General features: G+C 65.0%; 15 protein-coding genes. 3 read left to right on the top strand and 12 right to left on the bottom strand.

Translation table 11 applies throughout. From position 1 onward, the window contains the following. Window position 1 precedes the first annotated feature (1 nt). From ABIB66_RS24630 to ABIB66_RS24600, 7 genes are all read right to left on the bottom strand, one after another. Entirely contained in the window at window positions 2–3,511 is a 3,510-nt protein-coding gene (locus ABIB66_RS24630) for a PAS domain-containing hybrid sensor histidine kinase/response regulator (RefSeq protein WP_354207627.1), read from the bottom strand. A 195-nt stretch (window positions 3,512–3,706) separates the two neighbouring features. Next, window positions 3,707–4,936, bottom strand: coding sequence for a 5-aminolevulinate synthase (gene hemA / locus ABIB66_RS24625; protein WP_354207629.1), 1,230 nt, complete (start codon window positions 4,934–4,936; stop codon window positions 3,707–3,709). A 190-nt stretch (window positions 4,937–5,126) separates the two neighbouring features. Continuing rightward, window positions 5,127–5,744 carry a HEAT repeat domain-containing protein gene (locus ABIB66_RS24620; RefSeq protein ID WP_354255960.1) on the bottom strand — a complete coding sequence of 206 codons (618 nt, stop codon included), beginning with the start codon at window positions 5,742–5,744 and terminating at the stop codon, window positions 5,127–5,129. Between the two features lie 16 nt (window positions 5,745–5,760). Next, window positions 5,761–6,822, bottom strand: a complete 1,062-nt coding sequence (locus tag ABIB66_RS24615; RefSeq protein WP_354207633.1) for an MBL fold metallo-hydrolase — start codon at window positions 6,820–6,822, stop codon at window positions 5,761–5,763. 94 nt (window positions 6,823–6,916) lie between these two features. After that, window positions 6,917–9,070, bottom strand: a complete 2,154-nt coding sequence (locus ABIB66_RS24610; protein ID WP_354255956.1) for a methyl-accepting chemotaxis protein — start codon at window positions 9,068–9,070, stop codon at window positions 6,917–6,919. A 165-nt stretch (window positions 9,071–9,235) separates the two neighbouring features. Then, the gene (locus ABIB66_RS24605) at window positions 9,236–9,961 is read right to left on the bottom strand and encodes an outer membrane protein (protein WP_354207637.1); all 726 of its coding nucleotides are present in this window, start codon (window positions 9,959–9,961) and stop codon (window positions 9,236–9,238) included. Window positions 9,962–10,184: 223 nt separating this feature from the next. Continuing rightward, window positions 10,185–10,505, bottom strand: coding sequence for a hypothetical protein (locus ABIB66_RS24600; RefSeq protein WP_275170721.1), 321 nt, complete (start codon window positions 10,503–10,505; stop codon window positions 10,185–10,187). A 133-nt stretch (window positions 10,506–10,638) separates the two neighbouring features. Between ABIB66_RS24600 and ABIB66_RS24595 the strand changes: the two genes are divergently transcribed. Both ABIB66_RS24595 and ABIB66_RS24590 read left to right on the top strand, forming a co-directional pair. Then, on the top strand, window positions 10,639–10,986 hold the full coding sequence (locus ABIB66_RS24595; RefSeq protein WP_354063639.1) for a hypothetical protein: 348 nt from the start codon (window positions 10,639–10,641) through the stop codon (window positions 10,984–10,986). A gap of 121 nt (window positions 10,987–11,107) precedes the next feature. Next, window positions 11,108–11,395 carry a hypothetical protein gene (locus ABIB66_RS24590; protein ID WP_275170725.1) on the top strand — a complete coding sequence of 96 codons (288 nt, stop codon included), beginning with the start codon at window positions 11,108–11,110 and terminating at the stop codon, window positions 11,393–11,395. Between the two features lie 124 nt (window positions 11,396–11,519). On the opposite strand, the gene ABIB66_RS24585 is transcribed toward ABIB66_RS24590, so the two are convergent. Next, on the bottom strand, window positions 11,520–11,729 hold the full coding sequence (locus ABIB66_RS24585; RefSeq protein WP_354207640.1) for a hypothetical protein: 210 nt from the start codon (window positions 11,727–11,729) through the stop codon (window positions 11,520–11,522). Next, window positions 11,726–11,890 (bottom strand): hypothetical protein, encoded by a 165-nt coding sequence (locus ABIB66_RS24580; RefSeq protein ID WP_275170726.1) that lies wholly within the window; start codon window positions 11,888–11,890, stop codon window positions 11,726–11,728. Before ABIB66_RS24580 ends, ABIB66_RS24585 begins: the two co-directional genes overlap by 4 nt. Window positions 11,891–12,237: 347 nt before the next feature. Between ABIB66_RS24580 and ABIB66_RS24575 the strand changes: the two genes are divergently transcribed. Then, window positions 12,238–12,507, top strand: a complete 270-nt coding sequence (locus ABIB66_RS24575) for a hypothetical protein (protein WP_354063643.1) — start codon at window positions 12,238–12,240, stop codon at window positions 12,505–12,507. An 18-nt stretch (window positions 12,508–12,525) separates the two neighbouring features. Here the strand turns inward: ABIB66_RS24575 and ABIB66_RS24570 are convergent, their stop codons facing one another. From ABIB66_RS24570 to ABIB66_RS24560, 3 genes are read right to left on the bottom strand one after another with little or no spacing between them, the layout of a single operon-like run. After that, window positions 12,526–14,145: an ABC transporter ATP-binding protein gene (locus tag ABIB66_RS24570; protein ID WP_354207643.1), complete on the bottom strand. Its 1,620-nt coding sequence runs from the start codon at window positions 14,143–14,145 to the stop codon at window positions 12,526–12,528. 2 nt (window positions 14,146–14,147) lie between these two features. Further along, window positions 14,148–14,987, bottom strand: a complete 840-nt coding sequence (locus tag ABIB66_RS24565; protein WP_018458168.1) for an ABC transporter permease — start codon at window positions 14,985–14,987, stop codon at window positions 14,148–14,150. Beyond that, window positions 14,984–15,955, bottom strand: coding sequence for an ABC transporter permease (locus tag ABIB66_RS24560; RefSeq protein WP_354207645.1), 972 nt, complete (start codon window positions 15,953–15,955; stop codon window positions 14,984–14,986). The genes ABIB66_RS24565 and ABIB66_RS24560 overlap by 4 nt, the downstream gene beginning before the upstream one ends. Between the last annotated feature and the right edge of the window lie 43 nt (window positions 15,956–15,998).

Here is a 15,998-nt window from a genome sequence, read left to right as displayed (position 1 = left end):
GCTACTCCGCCGCCACCATCTGCTGCGTGCGCCACTGGCCGAGCAGGGCGCGGAGCGAAGCCGGCTTGACCGGCTTGTTGAGCACCGCGACCTTTTCGTCGCGCGCAGCCATTTGCACGGCGGGGCTGCGGTCGGCAGTGATCAGGATCGCGGGGATGCCGTCACCGAAGCGGCGGCGGATGTCGCGGATCGCGGCGATGCCGTTGCCGCGGTCGAGATGGTAGTCGACCAGCAGGCCGGTCACGCGGCGGCCGGCAGTTTCGATCGCGGCGATCGCGCCCTCGGGATCGGCTACCGCGATCACTTCGGCGTCCCACGCCTTCAGCAGCGTGCGCATGCCGTCGAGGATCGCGGCATCGTTCTCGATGCAGACGATCAGGGTCCCCGAGATCGAGGTGCGTGCGAGCGGCGTCGCACTGGTCACGGCCGCGGTGTGGGTGATCGCCTTGGCCGTCGGCACCGTCACGGAAAACACCGAGCCGCCGCCGACATTGGAATCGATGGCGATGCCGTGCTTGAGCACGCGCGCCAGCCGCTCGACGATCGACAGGCCAAGGCCGAGGCCGCGGGCGATCCGCGCGCCCTGCTCAAGGCGGTGGAATTCCTTGAAGATCTCGCCGCGCTTGACCGTCGGGATGCCGACGCCGGTGTCGTAGACGCAGATCTTGAGCGAGGCGCCGCGGCGGCGGCAACCGACCAGCACGCGTCCGCGCGGGGTATACTTGATCGCGTTGGAGATCAGGTTCTGCAGCAGCCGCCGCAGCAGGAGACGATCCGATTCGACGGGCAGCGAGCACGGCACGAAGACGAGCGCCAGATTCTTGGCGCGTGCGATCGGCGCGAACTCGATCTCCAGCGAGCGCATCAGATCGGCCATCTTGAAGCTCGAGATCGAGGTCGTCATCGCGCCGGCGTCGAGCCTGGAGATGTCGAGCAGCGCGCCGAGGATCTCCTCGATCGCCTGAAGCGATTCGTCGATGTTCTCGACCAGTCGCGTCTCCTCGCCGCTGTGCTGGCGCTCGACCAGGCTCGTGACATAGAGCCGCGCCGCGTTCAGCGGCTGGAGAATGTCGTGGCTGGCGGCGGCGAGAAAGCGCGTCTTGGAGATGCTGGCGTCTTCGGCCGCGCTCTTGGCCAGTGCCAGCTCGGAATTCAGCCGGGTCAGCTCCTCGGTGCGGTCGCGCACCCGTTTTTCCAGCGTCGCATTGGCGCGCTCCAGCGCTTCGGCCGCCTCGAAACTGGGCGTGACGTCGGTGAAGGTGATGACGAATCCGCCGCCGGGCATGCGGTTAGTCAAGATCTCGATCACCATGTGGCGGTCGGGCAGGCGCTCGAGATAAGGCTCGCCGTCGGTGGTGTAAGCCACCAGCCGGCGCTCCAGCATGGCCTCGCGCTCGGTCGGATCGGCCGGCTCGCTCACGCCCATGAATTCCAGGATTTCACGCAGCGGCGTGCCGAACTGGATGAAATGCGGGGGAACGTTGAGGAGATCGCCGAACTGCCGGTTGGAGCAGATCAGTTGCAGATCGGCATCGAACACCGCGATGCCCTGGCGCACATGGTTGAGCGCGGTCTGGAGAATCTCGCGGTTGAAATGCAGCGCCGCATGGGAATCGTCGAGCAGCTTGAGCGCAGCCTTCGCCGATACCGTTCGTTTGCGCAGCAGCAGCGACATCACGAGACGCGAAGAGGCCGCACCGATCGAGGAGGCGATCAGGTGCTCGGCGTGCTGCAGCAGCTCGAAATCGGCGGGCGCCCCGGACTCCAGCCGCACATTGCGCCGCGCGGAGAATGCCTCGAACGAATGTCGCGCGCGGTCAGGCCCGAGATATTGCGCCACCGTGGTCTGGATGTCCTGCACCGTGACGGTGGTGCGCCAGCGGCGGAAGTTCGGGGAGATCGGCGCCAGCGTGTTGGGGACGAACAGATCGGCCTGCACCAGCTCGATCGACGACGGCCGGCGCGCCAGCGACAGCAGCACGTAGGTGAGAATGTTGAGCGACAGCGACCAGACGACCCCGTGCATCAGCGGCGGCAAATCGGCGCCGAACAGCGCCTGCGGCCGCAGCGCCTCGATTCCGAACGGGCCGTGCTGGAGCAGCAGGATGCCCGCCGTCGAAGTGTCCATGAAGCTCGGGATGAACAACGTGTAGAGCCACACCGCGAACCCGACCAGCATGCCGCCGATCGCGCCGCGCGCGGTCGCGCGCCGCCACAGCAGTCCACCGAAGAAGCTTGGTGCAAGCTGGGCGATGGCGGCAAAAGAGAGCAGGCCGATCGCCGCGAGCTGGGTGTTGCCGAGCGCGCGGTAGTAGAAATAGGCCATCACCATGATGGCGAAGATCGCGAGCCGGCGCGAGCGCAACAGGAAGTCGCTGAAATCGGCGCCGCCGGTTCGCCCTTCGGGCCGTCGTTGCAGCACCAGGGGCACCACGAGATCGTTCGAGACCATGATGGAGAGCGCGACGCATTCGACGATCACCATCGCGGTCGCCGCCGACAGGCCACCGACGAAGACGGCGACGCTGAGCAGATCCGCGCCGCCCTCCATCGGCAGCGCCAGCACGTACATATCCGGCTCGGCGGCGCCGAACGGGAAGCTGACGAGGCCGGCGAGCGCGATCGGGATCACGAACAGATTGATGGCGACGAGATAGAGCGGGAACAGCCAGCGCGCGCGGCCGACCTCGGCGTCCGAGGAATTCTCCACCACGCTGACGTGGAACTGGCGCGGCAGCAGCATGATCGCGCACAGCGACAGCAGCGTCATGGTCAGGAAGTTACCGATCGAGGGCGAATAGTTGATGGCGCGGACCGCCTCCGGTGTCTTCATCGCGCGCTCGATCAGCTCGTGCGGCGAGAACATCCAGAACGTGACGAAGATGCCCGCGGCGAGGAAGGCGACCAGCTTGATGATGGATTCGGTCGCGACCGCCAGCATCAGGCCGTGCTGGTGTTCGGTGGCGTCCGTCTGCCGCGTGCCGAACAGCACCGCGAAGGCCGCCATCGCCAGTGTCACCATTAGCGCCACGTCGCCGACGATCGGGATGTGGGAGAAGGCCTGGTCTTCGCTCAGGATGGTTTCGAGCGAGGAGGCGACCGCCTTGAGCTGGAGCGCGATGTAGGGCACCGAGCCGATGATCGCGATCAGCGCGACGGTTGCCGCCACCGCCTGGCTCTTGCCGTAGCGCGCGCCGATGAAGTCGGCGATCGAGGTGATGTTGTGGGCCTTGGCGAGCTGGATCACGCGGCGGAGAACGCCGGCCCCTAACCCGATCATCAGGATCGGGCCGACATAGATCGCGAGGAAGTCGGTGGAGGTGCGAGTGGCGAAGCCGACCGAGCCGAAGAAGGTCCAGGAAGTGCAGTAGATCGCCAGAGACAGCGGATAGATCAGCCCCGAGGCGCGGCCGCGCCCAGCCGGCGAGCGGCGGTCGCCATGGCTCGCCACCAGGAACAGAAAGCCGATATAGCCGAAGGCGGCGGCGATCACGCCCCAATCGTGCAGCATGCGAGCGTGCTTCTCCCGGGGCGCGCGCTGGCCGCGCCCGATCTCATTTTCCCTGTAAATCTAGCGCGTTGGACCGTCGCAGGCGACAGCGAAATGCCGTCCGGGTGCGGGAACTGGGGTTGTCGTTAAGGTGCAAACCCCAACGTCGTCCTGGCTCCCGTGCGCAATTGCGCACTAGGCCAGGAGGACCCGGAGCTACTCCGCCGCCAGCGACTTCTCGCGGAGCGGCAGACCGAGGCGGTCCCACACTTGCAGCAGGGCTTCGGCGAGCTGATCGATCAGGCCGTCGTCGTGATAGGGCGAGGGGGTGATGCGCAGGCGTTCGGAGCCCTTGGCGACCGTCGGATAGTTGATCGGCTGGATGTAGATGCCGTGCTGTTCGAGCAGGAGGTCGGAGGCCTGCTTGCACTTTTCGGCATCGCCGATGAACAACGGGACGATGTGGGTGTCGCTCGACATCACCGGCAGGCCGGCGGCGTTGAGGATCGCCTTGACCCGGGCGGCGCGGTCCTGGTGACGCTCACGCTCCCAGCTCGAGGTCTTCAGATGCTTGATGGCGGCGGTCGCGGCCGAGCAGATCGCCGGCGGCAGCGCGGTGGTGAAGATGAAGCCCGGCGCATAGGAGCGCACGGCGTCGATGATCTGGCCGTTGGCGGCGATGTAGCCGCCGAGGCAGCCGAACGCCTTGGCGAGCGTGCCTTCGAGAATGTCGATGCGATGCATCACGCCATCGCGCTCGGCGATGCCGCCGCCGCGCGGGCCGTACATGCCGACGGCGTGGACCTCGTCGACATAGGTCATCGCGCCGTACTTCTCGGCGAGGTCGCAGATCTTGGCGAGCGGGGCGATGTCGCCGTCCATCGAATAAAGGCTCTCGCAGGCGATCAGCTTGGGCCGGCTCGGGCCCGCAGCCTTCAACAGCGCTTCGAGATCGGCGAGGTCGTTGTGGCGGAACACGACCCGCTCGCAGCCGGACTGGCGGATGCCCTCGATCATCGAATTGTGGTTGAGCTCGTCGGACAGGATCAGGCAGTTCGGAATGAGTTTCGCGATGGTCGCGATGCCGGTCTGGTTCGAGACGTAACCGGACGTGAAGAGCAGCGAGGCTTCTTTGCCGTGGAGATCGGCGAGCTCGGCCTCGAGCTGTACGAGCGGATGATGCGTGCCGGCGATGTTGCGGGTGCCGCCGGCGCCGGTGCCGACGCGGGTCGCGGTCTCGACCATGGCGCCCACCACCTTCGGGTGCTGGCCCATGCCGAGATAATCGTTGGAGCACCAGATCACGACGTCGCGCTTGCCCTTGGGCGAGTGCCAGAGCGCATGCGGGAACCGGCCGGCAATGCGCTCGAGATCGGCGAACACGCGGTAGCGCCGCTCGGTGTGGAGACGATCAAGGGCGGAATTGAAGAACTGGGTGTAATCCATCGTCAAACCTGCAGCGGAACCGACCAAAGACCCGCATATCCTTAGAGCTATTCCAGCTCCAATGTCTATGCGCTATCCCACATTTGGACCTGCGGGGCATTTGGGCAAAATGCCCTATCGTGCGATTTGAAACTTGATCCGGATCAAGTTCGCGCGAGATGCGATGTTGCTCTGCACCATTGCGCCCGGGCTATCTGCGCGCCCCGATCGCCTGATGTGCGTGCGCGGCGGACTTGCGCACATGTCCGTCGTCATCGTTCAGCAGCGGGGTCAGCGCGGGTAGGACGTCCGGATCGCCGAAAGTCTCGGCGATCTCGCAGGCCCACAATCGATGCCGGGGAAACTCATCCCTGGAAAAAGCATCGAACAGCAGCCGCCAATTGCCCGCGGCGGCGCCTCGCCGCAAGGTCCGCGAGGGTTCCTTCCGAACTCCGATTTCCGGATCGCGCCTGTAGAGATCAAAGATCGAATGGAAATCCGCCTCATGCCAGATCTCCGCGAGAGCGCGAAGCGCGCACTCCCGCGTCGATGCTTCGGGCGCCCTCAGAAGGGGCAGCACGAGATCGTGAGCTTCGGCAAGCTTCCATTGCTCGACGATGCCGCAGGCGGTGTGCCTGACGTAATCTGACGTGTCGGAAAAGGCAGCGGCAATAATCGTGCGGAGTTCATGCCCCCGCTTGTGGTGTCCGATGACCTCGATTGCGGTTCGCCGCACAAAGGCATCGCTCGCCGTTGACAGTGTCCGAAGCTCGCCCAGCGCTTCGTCGTCGTCCCGTGCTAGCAGGTTGCGGATGGCCTCATGGGTCATCGGCGGCGCCTGAAACTCAGGTCGTCCTGAACTGCAACACGCCGTCTTTCATCTCCGCCGTCAGCCGGCCCTCGACGATCATGTAGTTGACGTGAGCGACCAGTTCGCCGGCGGCGAAACCCATCTGATGTTCGTCCAGCACGTGCTTGTTGAACACGACGGGCACCAATGCGCGCGAGGTCTGCGGTACCTCGCGGCAGGCTTCCGCGATCAGGCGGCAGCGCTCCTCGTGGTGATCGGCGAGCTGCTTGATGCGGGTCTTCAGCCCGTAGAACGGCACGCCGTGGCCCGGCAGTACCAGCACGTCATAGGGGAGAGTCGTGGTGAGGCTGGCGAGCGAGGCCAGATATTCGCCGAGCGAGTTCTGGTCGGGTTCGACCGCCCACACGCTGACGTTCGGCGAGATCTTGCTCAGTACCTGGTCGGCCGAGAGGAACAGCTTGTCGTCGGCGCAATACAGCATCACCTGGTCGAGCGCGTGACCGCCGCCGGTGATCACCTTGAAGCGGCGCGTGCCAATCACGACGTCCTCGCCATGCGAGATGCGGCGGTAGGACGGCGGCAGCACCGAGACGCGCTTGAGATAGTCCTGGCCGCGGCCGAGCAGTTTTTCGGTGAGCGACTCGTCCATGCCGTGGCGGCGGAAGAACAGCCGCTGCGCCTCCTGCCGCTCCTCGGTGCCGCGGTTCTGGTGATAGACCGATTGCAGATATTCGACCTGCGACATCACCAGCGGGCAGTTGAACCGCTCGACGATCCACCCGGCCAGACCGACATGATCGGGATGGGAATGGGTCACGATCAGGCGCGTGATGTTGACACCCTTCAGCGGCCCGTCGAACAGCTTCGTCCAGGCTTCGATCGTCTCCTCATTGCCGAAGCCGGCATCGATCATGGCATAGCCGTCGCCGTCGGCGAGCAGATAGATGTTCACATGGTTGAGGCGGAACGGCAGCTTCAGCCGCGCCCACAACACGCCGGGCTTTACCTCGACGACCTCTTCGGGGCCGGGATGCTGTTCCCAGGGATAGCGCAGGGCGTCGGCGGAGGACTGCACGGTGTCGGTCTTTGCGTTCATGCTACCGGCTTAAACCCACCTCTCCCGCCGCGCCAGCCGAAAAAGAACGCTGGCGCGGCCCGCATGGCGGTCATTCCGGGTTACGGAACGGCGCCTACGCCGCCCGCATGTTGTTGAGGAATGCGTCGATCTCTCCGCGCAGCATGTCGGCCTCGCGGCGGAGCGCGTCGGAGGCGCCGAGCACTTCGTTCGCCGCTGCGCCGGCTTCCGCCGAAGCCGTGGAGACGCCGACGATGTTGCTGGAGACCTCGCTGGTGCCGCCGGCTGCATGCTGGATGTTGCGGGCGATCTCGCGTGTCGCCGCGCCCTGTTCCTCGACCGCGGCGGCGATCGTCGTGGTGACGTCGTTGATCTCGCCGATGATCCGGCCGATGCCCTGGATGGCGCCGACCGCCGAAGTCGTCACTGACTGCATGCTGGCGATCTGGCTGCGGATCTCCTCCGTCGCTTTGGCGGTCTGGCTCGCGAGGCTCTTCACCTCGGAGGCGACCACCGCGAAGCCGCGGCCGGCTTCGCCCGCGCGCGCCGCCTCGATGGTGGCGTTGAGCGCCAGCAGATTGGTTTGCGAGGCAATGGTCTGGATCAGGTCGACCACCACGCTGATGCGGCTCGCGCTGTCGGCGAGGCTCTGCACCGTAGCGTCGGTCGCGCCGGCTTCGTCGACCGCCTTCCTGGCGATCGCGGCCGAGGTGACGACCTGCTTGCTGATCTCCTCGATCGAGGACGAGAGCTGCTCGGTGCCTGACGATACGGTCTGCACGTTGACCGAGGTCTCTTCGGCTGCGGATGCAACTGCGTTCACCAGCGCATTGGACTGGTCTGCCGTGTTCGACATGCTCTGCGCGGTCGATTGCATCGAATTGGCTGACTGCGCGAGATTGTCGAGTGCGGAGCGGACCGCGCCCTCGAAGTCTGCAATCTTCGCCTCCATCTGCGCCGCACGCTCGGCCTTGGCAACGCGATCCCTGTCCTGCTCGCTCGCAAGCGCCCGGGCTTCGATCATGCTGTCGCGGAACACCGTCAGCGTTTCCTTCATCGCGCCGATCTCGTCGTTCTGCCGGGAGCGGACGATCTCGGTGTCGAGGTCGCCTGCCGAGAGCAACTGCATGGCGCGTTGAAGCTCGCGAATGCGACGCAGGATGTTGCGGCCGACATAGAGCCAGACGAACAGCGCCGAGCCGACCAGCATCAGTGCGCCGAGCGCCAGCATCGCGGTGGTCGCGAGCGAGATCTCATGCCGCGCCTGGAAGGTCGACGCGTTGGTCTCCTTCTGCACACCCTCGACCAGCTGCTGCACGCTGATGCCGAGGCCGACATTGAGCTTGCGGGTCTCGTCCAGGATGGTCTGGCCGTAGTCGATGGCGTCGAGCTCCTTCTGGCGGATCTTGAACACGCCCGTCTTGCCCTCACCGAAGGCGAACAGCTTTTGCACGGTGTCGCGCACCGCTTGCATCGAGGCCATGTTCGGCAGGTCCTCGAGGTTAGACTTGACGCGGTCGCGCGTCGCCTTGAACTCCTTCTCGATCGCCTCCAGCGTATCGCTGTTGTTGGCCGACAGCGCCGCCATCATGTCGGCGGCCATCAGATTGCCGTTGGCGGAGATGGTCGCGACCTGTGAGACGGTGCGGGCGGCTTCGGTGGCATCGTCGGCGGAAACTTCCGCCGCGCCGAGGATCGCGTTCAGGCGCGTTTGCGCATCCAGCATGGCAGGACCGGCCGCACCGACGAAGGTGAGCTGCGCCTTGCGGAGTGCTTCATATTGCTTGTCATGCAGCGCGCCGGTATCGAGCCGTTCGCGCGCGGCCGACACCAGGCTCTGGGTCGCCTCGTCGATGCTCTTGGCGGTGTCGCGCAACGCGGTTGCGATCTGCTTGTCGGCGCCGTGCTCGATGATCTCGCCGAGCTTGGCCATGGCGAGCTGCTGGATCTCCTGCACCTTCTTGGTGCGTTCGTTCAGCGCCTCATCGGACGGCGACGCCAGGAGGCCCGGCCCCTGTGCCGCGAGCGTTGCGCTTTGCGATGCGAGTTGAAGGCTGGCGGAAAGGCGCGGGATGTCGCGGCCGCTCAGGTCCATCATGGTGCTGCCGAGATGGTTGAAGACGAAGCCGGCGCCGGCTGCAATCACGAGGCCCATGCCCGCGATCACCGCGAAGGCCGTGAACAGGCTGCCGCGCACGCCCCATGTCGGCATTTTGAAACGAGGCCGGATACGACCAAGCAGACGGCCAAGGCCCAGACGGATCGCCATCGAAATTCCCCCACGCGTGATCTTTATGCTTTCGCCGCGCAGTATCCTCGGGCCAGGTTAAAAAATCGCAAGTTGCTCAATCGGTTGAGCGCGTTCCGCACAGCGAAAAAAGAAGGGCCGGCAACGATGCCGGCCCTTCCATCACGATAAGGTCTTGGTAACCGTTCAGTAGCGCGCGACCGCCGAGTTGGCCCAGTTGAAGCGGTAGTTGACGCCCGCCTTGATGGTGTGGTCGTCGGTGGTGAAGTTGCCGGTTCCCGCCAGCGGGCCCGCGGTGAAGTGCGCGTCGCCGAAATTGTAGTACTGGTACTCGGCCTTGGCCGACCAGTTCGGCGCGAACATGTATTCGAGGCCGGCACCGACGGTGTAGCCGTTGCGGTGGTCACCGCTGATGATGAAGCCGGTCGGCACGCCGCCGACGGTCACCCTCTCGTTGTTGTCCGAATAGGCGTAGCCGCCCTTCACGTAGAGCAGGCCCGGACCCCAGGTGTAGCCGACGCGGCCGGTGATCGAGCCGAGACCACGCTGGTCGTTAGTGTAGGCGACGCCGCCCGGGAACACCGCGCCGACGCTGCCGGAGAGCCAGGAATACTGGCCTTCGACACCGACGACGAAGTTCGGGTTGAACTGCCAGTCCGCACCGGCCTGCAGGCCGCCGAGGAAACGGCCGTTGCCGTTATTGCCGGTGGAGAGGCCGCTGAAATTGTTGTCGCTGGAGAACGCGCCGCCGACATGGCCGCCGATATAGAAGCCGGTCCAGTTGTAGATCGGCGCGGCATAGGCGGGCGCGGGCGTCTTGTAGTAGTTGCGGTTACCGAGATCGGCACCGACTGCCGGCGCGGCAGCGCCCACCACGAGCAGCGCGACGGTCGCAAACAGAATCTTCTTCATCGTCCAAACTCCAGCACTTAGGTCCCCGGCAGGCGCGCTTTCCGCGCCGTCGTTGGTTTTGCAGATAGCTCGCTTTTGACGAAAATGCTGTCACATCCGTGGCACAGCGGCAGCCAACCTAACTTATTGGGCTGTAAATGATTTTCGTGCTTAATGTCGGCTTAAGAAGTGGTGAAGGAAGACTTAACTCGGCGCTATCAGGGTAACTTGCGCGAGCATCCCATTAACCAAGACGGCGCCGCGCCTCATCGCGCATCTGTTCGCGGAATGCAGCGCGCTTCGCGGGCCGGTCTTCCTCGCGAACGTCATGACGATCGAAGACGTCGAACTTCTCCAGGATCGGATAGCGCTCGCTCGCCATCGCGAGCACGCGCAGCACCTTGGTCGCGGACGGTGTCGGGCCGCTCACTTCCCAGCGCCGGATGGTGTCGGCGCCGCCCTTCTCCGGCAATCCGCAAAGCCGGGCCATGTCGGCCGCGGTGAGCTTGCGGTCGAGGACATCCGAGAGATCGTTGCGGAGTTGCTTCAGTTCGGGACCGGTCATGTCGCCTCAATACGCGAAGTCGATGAGGTGAATGCATTAGAGCTGATTCGGGTCCATCCGAAGGCGAGGCACGCGTAGCGGGCGGGCGTGCTAGTCTCGCGCCCGCCGGGCTCAGCCAGGAAAGGATAACCGCATGCCGGTGTTCAAGCTGCCTCTGTCGGGGGACGTCGTGCAATCCATCAACCCGATCACGTCGTTCTTCAGTCCGGCCGGCGGCCAGTTCGGTCTCGTGAACATCACGGTGGGCCAATCCTCGGCGCCCGACGTCGAGAAGGACCTGCTGTCGGATGTCGGCAGTTACGGCAAGCAGATCGGCCAGGTCGCGGATGCGCTGCTCGTGGTCATTGAGCATCTGGAAGCGCTCGGTGACAGCGCACTCGGCGACGACAAGGCCATCGCGGCTTTCAAGGAGCTGATGCACTCGGTCGCGACCGTCAAGGAGCGCCACAACCGCAAAGCCTGTCGTCCGCGGCGGCGCTGATCATGCCGTGCGACCGCTCCGCGGCACCTTCGCCCGCGCACGGAGTTATGAACGGGTGCCTATGGAAATCCGCCGTTGAATGAACAGATGCCAAGCGGGCCGCAGAATGAAGGGATCTGTCATGAGCATCAAATCCGCCGTTGCCGCCCTGGTCACCATCGGGCTGCTTGCCGCGCCGTTCGCGGCTGAAGCCAAAAAGCACCGGTCAAACCGATCTTACAGCACCGGCGTGGTGGCTCCGAGCTATGGAAGCGCAGGATCATTGGCAGCGCAGCCCAGAGCCTACGGGTCGTCTGGACAGTCGGTCGGGACGGTCACGGCGCCATCGATAGGCGCGTATAATTGGCCGTCGGTCGGCGTGACCAACGCAGTCCCGACCTGGAGCAACACCAACCCGCCCGTCAGGTAGGCGCGCCTGTACCGCGTGCCAATGCTGTGCCGGTCGCAAGACCGGAGAGAAGATAGAGCGCGACCAGCAATGGTCATGGTGGTGACCAGGCATTTCGGATCGTTCAGGGACAGCGCGCGCGATCCTAAATTCCCCGGCCGGCCTGTTGGCCGATCACGCAGCGCCATCCGGCGAGGCGCTCGGCTGGATGCTGGTTCATCCATTCGGCGAGCTGCGGCGCACCCACCAGGCACGATTGCATCGAGACGTCGGCGAAGTCGGATGTGGTGACGGTTTGCTCATGACAGTTCGCTGGAGAGGCGAGGTTGCAGAGCACGGCGATGATCTTGATCACGCGAGGTTGCCTCCGTCGCTGCGATGCGCAGAGGCTCCGCCCGATCGTTCGCTCACCGGATCAGCCGGCGGGAAGATGCTGTCGTAGATCGCGCGCGCTTCCTGGATGAGGCGAATGCGCTCGCGCTCGGATTTCGAGACAAACTGAATAATCTGGCCCATGTCGGCTCCAATAGATCCTCGGTCCATCATCACATGATGGGAATCATTCCATGCGGATGTGGGGTGCCGGCTTCGGCTTTGCAGCCCCGCGGGCGGTCACGAGGGATAAAAAGCCCGTGAGTATTCCGTTCCTGAGGTGGAGCGCGATACCTTCAGCGATACGCCGGCTTACGGCGCATCCGGTGGTCGGCCAGACCCGCTTCGCAGCATCGTGATGAAGTGTTGAGCCCGGCGGCGTGATGGCATTGCGGCACATTTTCTCACGCATCGAGTTGTAAGGTCACTCAGTGCACGGGCGCCTGACAAGCGGCATTGCGATTGAAGGACCGCGCCCGAAAGGATCAGCCATGACAACAACGAAACGCTCCACTGCCGCACTTATCGCTCTCGGATTGGCCGCAGCGCCACTCGCTGTAAACGCTCAAACGTCGGGGACAAAGACACCAAGCGGCACGAGCGGACGCTCTGGAGCACCGGTACAGCAAGGGACTATTGGAAGTTCCGGGCAGACTGTCGGGACCGTGACAGCGCCGTCGGTCGGGACCTCCAACCAGCCCTCCGTCGGCGTAACAAACTCAGTCCCCACCTGGAACAACACGAATCCTCGGACGAAGTAGAAACCGCGACCGGCTGACTTACGCCGCCGGCGCGCGCTCTCTCTGCCCAGGCACCGCCGCGAGAAGCTCGCGTGTATAGGCATGCTCGGGCGCGGCGAACAGCTGCGCGGTGGGCTTCAGCTCGACGATGGCGCCGCGCTGCATCACGGCGATGCGGTCGCAGATTTGCGCCGCAACCCGCAGATCGTGGGTGATGAACAGCATCGAGAGGCCGAGACGAGCCTTGAGGTCTTCGAGCAACCTCAGGACCTGCGCCTGCACGGAGACGTCGAGCGCGGAGACAGCCTCGTCCGCGACGATGATCTCGGGCTCGAGCGCGAGCGCGCGCGCAATGCCGATGCGCTGGCGCTGGCCACCGGAGAATTCATGCGGATAGCGCTCGAGCGCGCCGGCATCGAGCCCGACCATCTTGAGGAGATCGCGAGCGCGGTCCAACGCGACTTTCGGATCGGTGCCGGCCGCGATCGGGCCGTCGGCGATGATATGACCGACCTTGCGACGCGGATTGAGCGAAGCGAACGGATCCTGGAAGATCATCTGGATGCGGTGGCGCTCAGCGCGCAGTGCCTTGCCCGCGAGCTTTGTGAGATCGGTCTCGCCGATCCGCACGGTGCCGCGGTCGGCCTCGATCAGCCGCATCACCAGCCGGGCCACCGACGATTTGCCGGAACCGGATTCGCCAACCAGGCCGAGCGTCTCGCCCTTGAGAATCGTGAAGTTGACTTCGCGCGCGGCATCGACGCGGCGGTCCTCGCGAAACCAGCCGCCCGAGGTGACGTAGGTCTTGTCCAGTCCGATCACCTCGACCGCCTTGGCCTGGTCGTCGAGGGGGCTGCGGGCGGGCGGATCCATCGAGGGCACGGCGGCGAGCAGCGCCTTCGTGTAGTCGTGCTGCGGCGCGTTGAAGACGGCCGAGGCGGCGCCTTCCTCGACCACCTTGCCATGGCGCAACACCACGACCTGGTCAGCGATGTCGGCGACCACGCCGAAATCATGGGTGATGAACATCACCGCCATGTTTCGATTGCGCTGGAGGTTGCGGATCAGTTTCAGGATCTGCGCCTGCGTGGTGACGTCGAGCGCGGTGGTCGGCTCGTCCGCGACCAGCACCGCCGGTTCGAGCGCAAGCGCCATCGCGATCATGGCGCGCTGGCGCTGGCCGCCGGAGAGCTGGTGCGGATAGGCGCGCACGATGCGCTCGGGGTCGGGGAGGCCGACCTCGCGCGCCAGCGACAGCGCCTTGTGGCGCCGCTCCTTCGGCGTGAGCAGGCCGTGCGCCTCGAACATCTCCGCCATCTGATCGCCGATCCGCATCAACGGATTGAGCGCGGTCATCGGCTCCTGAAAGATCATCGCGAACCGGCGGCCGCGCAGATCGCGCCAGCCGTCGTCGTCTAGTTTGAGCAGGTCGCGGCCTTCGAACTGGATCTCGCCGGAGGTGACGGTGACCGTGTCAGGCAACAGGCCCATCAGCGCGTGCGCGCACATCGATTTGCCGGAGCCGGATTCGCCGACGACGCAGACAATCTTCCCGGGCCGCAAATCGAGCGAGACGCCGTCGACCGCGTACGGCCGTTCCGCGCCCTTGGGCAATGCGATCCGCAGATTCTTGATGGAGACGGCGGGCGGTGCGTTCATGATCAGCGGCCCTCCCGCGACAGGCGCGGATTGAGCGCGTCGTTGAGGCCTTCGCCGATCAAATTGAGCCCCAGCACCGAAATCAGGATCGCGACGCCGGGAAACACGGTGATCCACCAGGCCTGGCGGATCACGGTGCGGCCGGCGCCGACCATGTAGCCCCAGGAGATCAGATTGGGATCGCCGAGGCCGAGGAACGCCAGCGAGGATTCCAGCAGGATCGCGGTCGCCACCATCAGCGAAGCCAGCACGATGACCGGCGATAGCGTGTTCGGCAGGATTTCGCGCAGGATGATCCAGGTGTTGCTCTGGCCCGTGACCACGGCGGCCTGGACGTATTCCCGCGTACGCAGCGACAGCACCTCGCCGCGGACGAGACGCGCAACCGGCGGCCAGCTTACCAGCGCGATCGAGGCGACGATCGAATAGATCGAGGGCTGCAGGATCGCGACCAGCACGATCGCGAGCGCAAAGCTCGGAATGGTCTGGAAGAACTCGGTGAAGCGCATCAGGGCGTCGTCGACCCTGCCGCCGAAATAGCCTGCCATGGCGCCTATGGGAACGCCGACGACCAGCGCCACCAGGGTGGAGACCATGCCGACCAGCAGCGAGACGCGTGCGCCGAAGATCATGCCGGCGAACACGTCGCGGCCGAGCGCGTCGGTGCCGAGCGGGACGGTCGCGAGCGTGAACGGCGGCAGGAACGGCCGCTGCACCATGCGCCAGGGCGAGTTCGGGAACAGCATCGGACCGAACAGGGCGACCGAGATAGCAAGCAGCAGGATGATCAGCCCGATGACGCCGCTCGGGCTCCTCAGCATCGATTTCCAAAACTGTTTCATGTGGTGAATTCGATGCGCGGGTCGACCAGGCGATAGACCAGGTCGGTGATAAGGTTGAAGGTCAGGACCATGGCGGAACAGATCACGAAGACGCCGAGCAGCAGATTGTAGTCGCGCTGGAGCAGGGCGTCGTACATCAGGCGTCCGATGCCGGGCCAGGCGAACACGGTCTCGGTGATGACGGCGCCGCCGATCAGGGTGCCGGAGTGGACGCCGGCGAGCGTCACGACTGGCAGGAGCGCGTTGCGCAGGACGTGGCGGCGCTGGATCACGGCATCGGACAGGCCTTTGGCGCGCGCGGTCTTGACGAAGTCGAGACGCTTCACCTCCAGCATCGAGGCGCGCGTCATGCGGGTGTAAGTCGCCATGAAGAACAGGCCGAGCGTCATCGCCGGCATGATCAGGTGCCTTGCGACGTCGACCGCATGGGCAGGGCCGGAGAGGTTGGCGCCGACCGTCTCATAGCCGAAGCTCGGCAGCCAATCGACAGTGACCGAGAACAACAGGATGCCCATCAGCGCCACCCAGAAGATCGGCATGGCGTAGAAGATCAGCGCGAAGATCGTGATGGCGGTGTCGAGCCAGGTCCCCGCGAAGCGCGCCGCAAAGGTGCCGAACAGGATGCCGAGCACCAGTGAGATCGCGAACGCCGTCAGCGTGAGTAGAAGCGTCGCCGGAAGCCGTTCCAGGATCAGCTTCGACACCGGCGCCTGCTGGCGGAAGGAGAAGCCGAGGTCGAGCGTCACGACGCCCTTGACGTAGACGAAGAGCTGCTCGGGCAGCGGCTTGTCCAGGCCGAACTTCTCCCGGAGCTGCTGGACGAATATCTGGTCGCTGGCGCCGGCCTCGCCCGCCATCACGACCGCGGGATCGCCGGGCGCGAGCCGGATCAGGAAGAAATTGAGGACGACGATCGCAAGCAGGACGATCACGCCCTTCATGATACGCTGAGCGACGAAGGAGAGCATAATTAGACGGCGATCAGATCAGGTTGAACGCAGCGGCAATCGC

This window comes from Bradyrhizobium sp. F1.13.3, assembly GCF_040548265.1.
GTDB lineage: Bacteria > Pseudomonadota > Alphaproteobacteria > Rhizobiales > Xanthobacteraceae > Bradyrhizobium.
This window is presented reverse-complemented; position numbering and strand designations above follow the sequence as displayed.

Excerpts from the sequence above, each read along its gene's own strand:
- ABIB66_RS24595 (WP_354063639.1), top strand. The coding sequence starts at position 10,639 with ATGCCGGTGTTCAAGCTGCCTCTGTCGGGGGACGTCGTGCAATCCATC.
- ABIB66_RS24600 (WP_275170721.1), bottom strand. The coding sequence starts at position 10,505 with ATGACCGGTCCCGAACTGAAGCAACTCCGCAACGATCTCTCGGATGTC.
- ABIB66_RS24610 (WP_354255956.1), bottom strand. The coding sequence starts at position 9,070 with ATGGCGATCCGTCTGGGCCTTGGCCGTCTGCTTGGTCGTATCCGGCCT.
- ABIB66_RS24605 (WP_354207637.1), bottom strand. The coding sequence starts at position 9,961 with ATGAAGAAGATTCTGTTTGCGACCGTCGCGCTGCTCGTGGTGGGCGCT.
- ABIB66_RS24590 (WP_275170725.1), top strand. The coding sequence starts at position 11,108 with ATGAGCATCAAATCCGCCGTTGCCGCCCTGGTCACCATCGGGCTGCTT.
- ABIB66_RS24620 (WP_354255960.1), bottom strand. The coding sequence starts at position 5,744 with ATGACCCATGAGGCCATCCGCAACCTGCTAGCACGGGACGACGACGAA.
- hemA (WP_354207629.1), bottom strand. The coding sequence starts at position 4,936 with ATGGATTACACCCAGTTCTTCAATTCCGCCCTTGATCGTCTCCACACC.
- ABIB66_RS24560 (WP_354207645.1), bottom strand. The coding sequence starts at position 15,955 with ATGCTCTCCTTCGTCGCTCAGCGTATCATGAAGGGCGTGATCGTCCTG.
- ABIB66_RS24565 (WP_018458168.1), bottom strand. The coding sequence starts at position 14,987 with ATGAAACAGTTTTGGAAATCGATGCTGAGGAGCCCGAGCGGCGTCATC.
- ABIB66_RS24570 (WP_354207643.1), bottom strand. The coding sequence starts at position 14,145 with ATGAACGCACCGCCCGCCGTCTCCATCAAGAATCTGCGGATCGCATTG.
- ABIB66_RS24575 (WP_354063643.1), top strand. The coding sequence starts at position 12,238 with ATGACAACAACGAAACGCTCCACTGCCGCACTTATCGCTCTCGGATTG.
- ABIB66_RS24580 (WP_275170726.1), bottom strand. The coding sequence starts at position 11,890 with ATGGGCCAGATTATTCAGTTTGTCTCGAAATCCGAGCGCGAGCGCATT.
- ABIB66_RS24615 (WP_354207633.1), bottom strand. The coding sequence starts at position 6,822 with ATGAACGCAAAGACCGACACCGTGCAGTCCTCCGCCGACGCCCTGCGC.
- ABIB66_RS24630 (WP_354207627.1), bottom strand. The coding sequence starts at position 3,511 with ATGCTGCACGATTGGGGCGTGATCGCCGCCGCCTTCGGCTATATCGGC.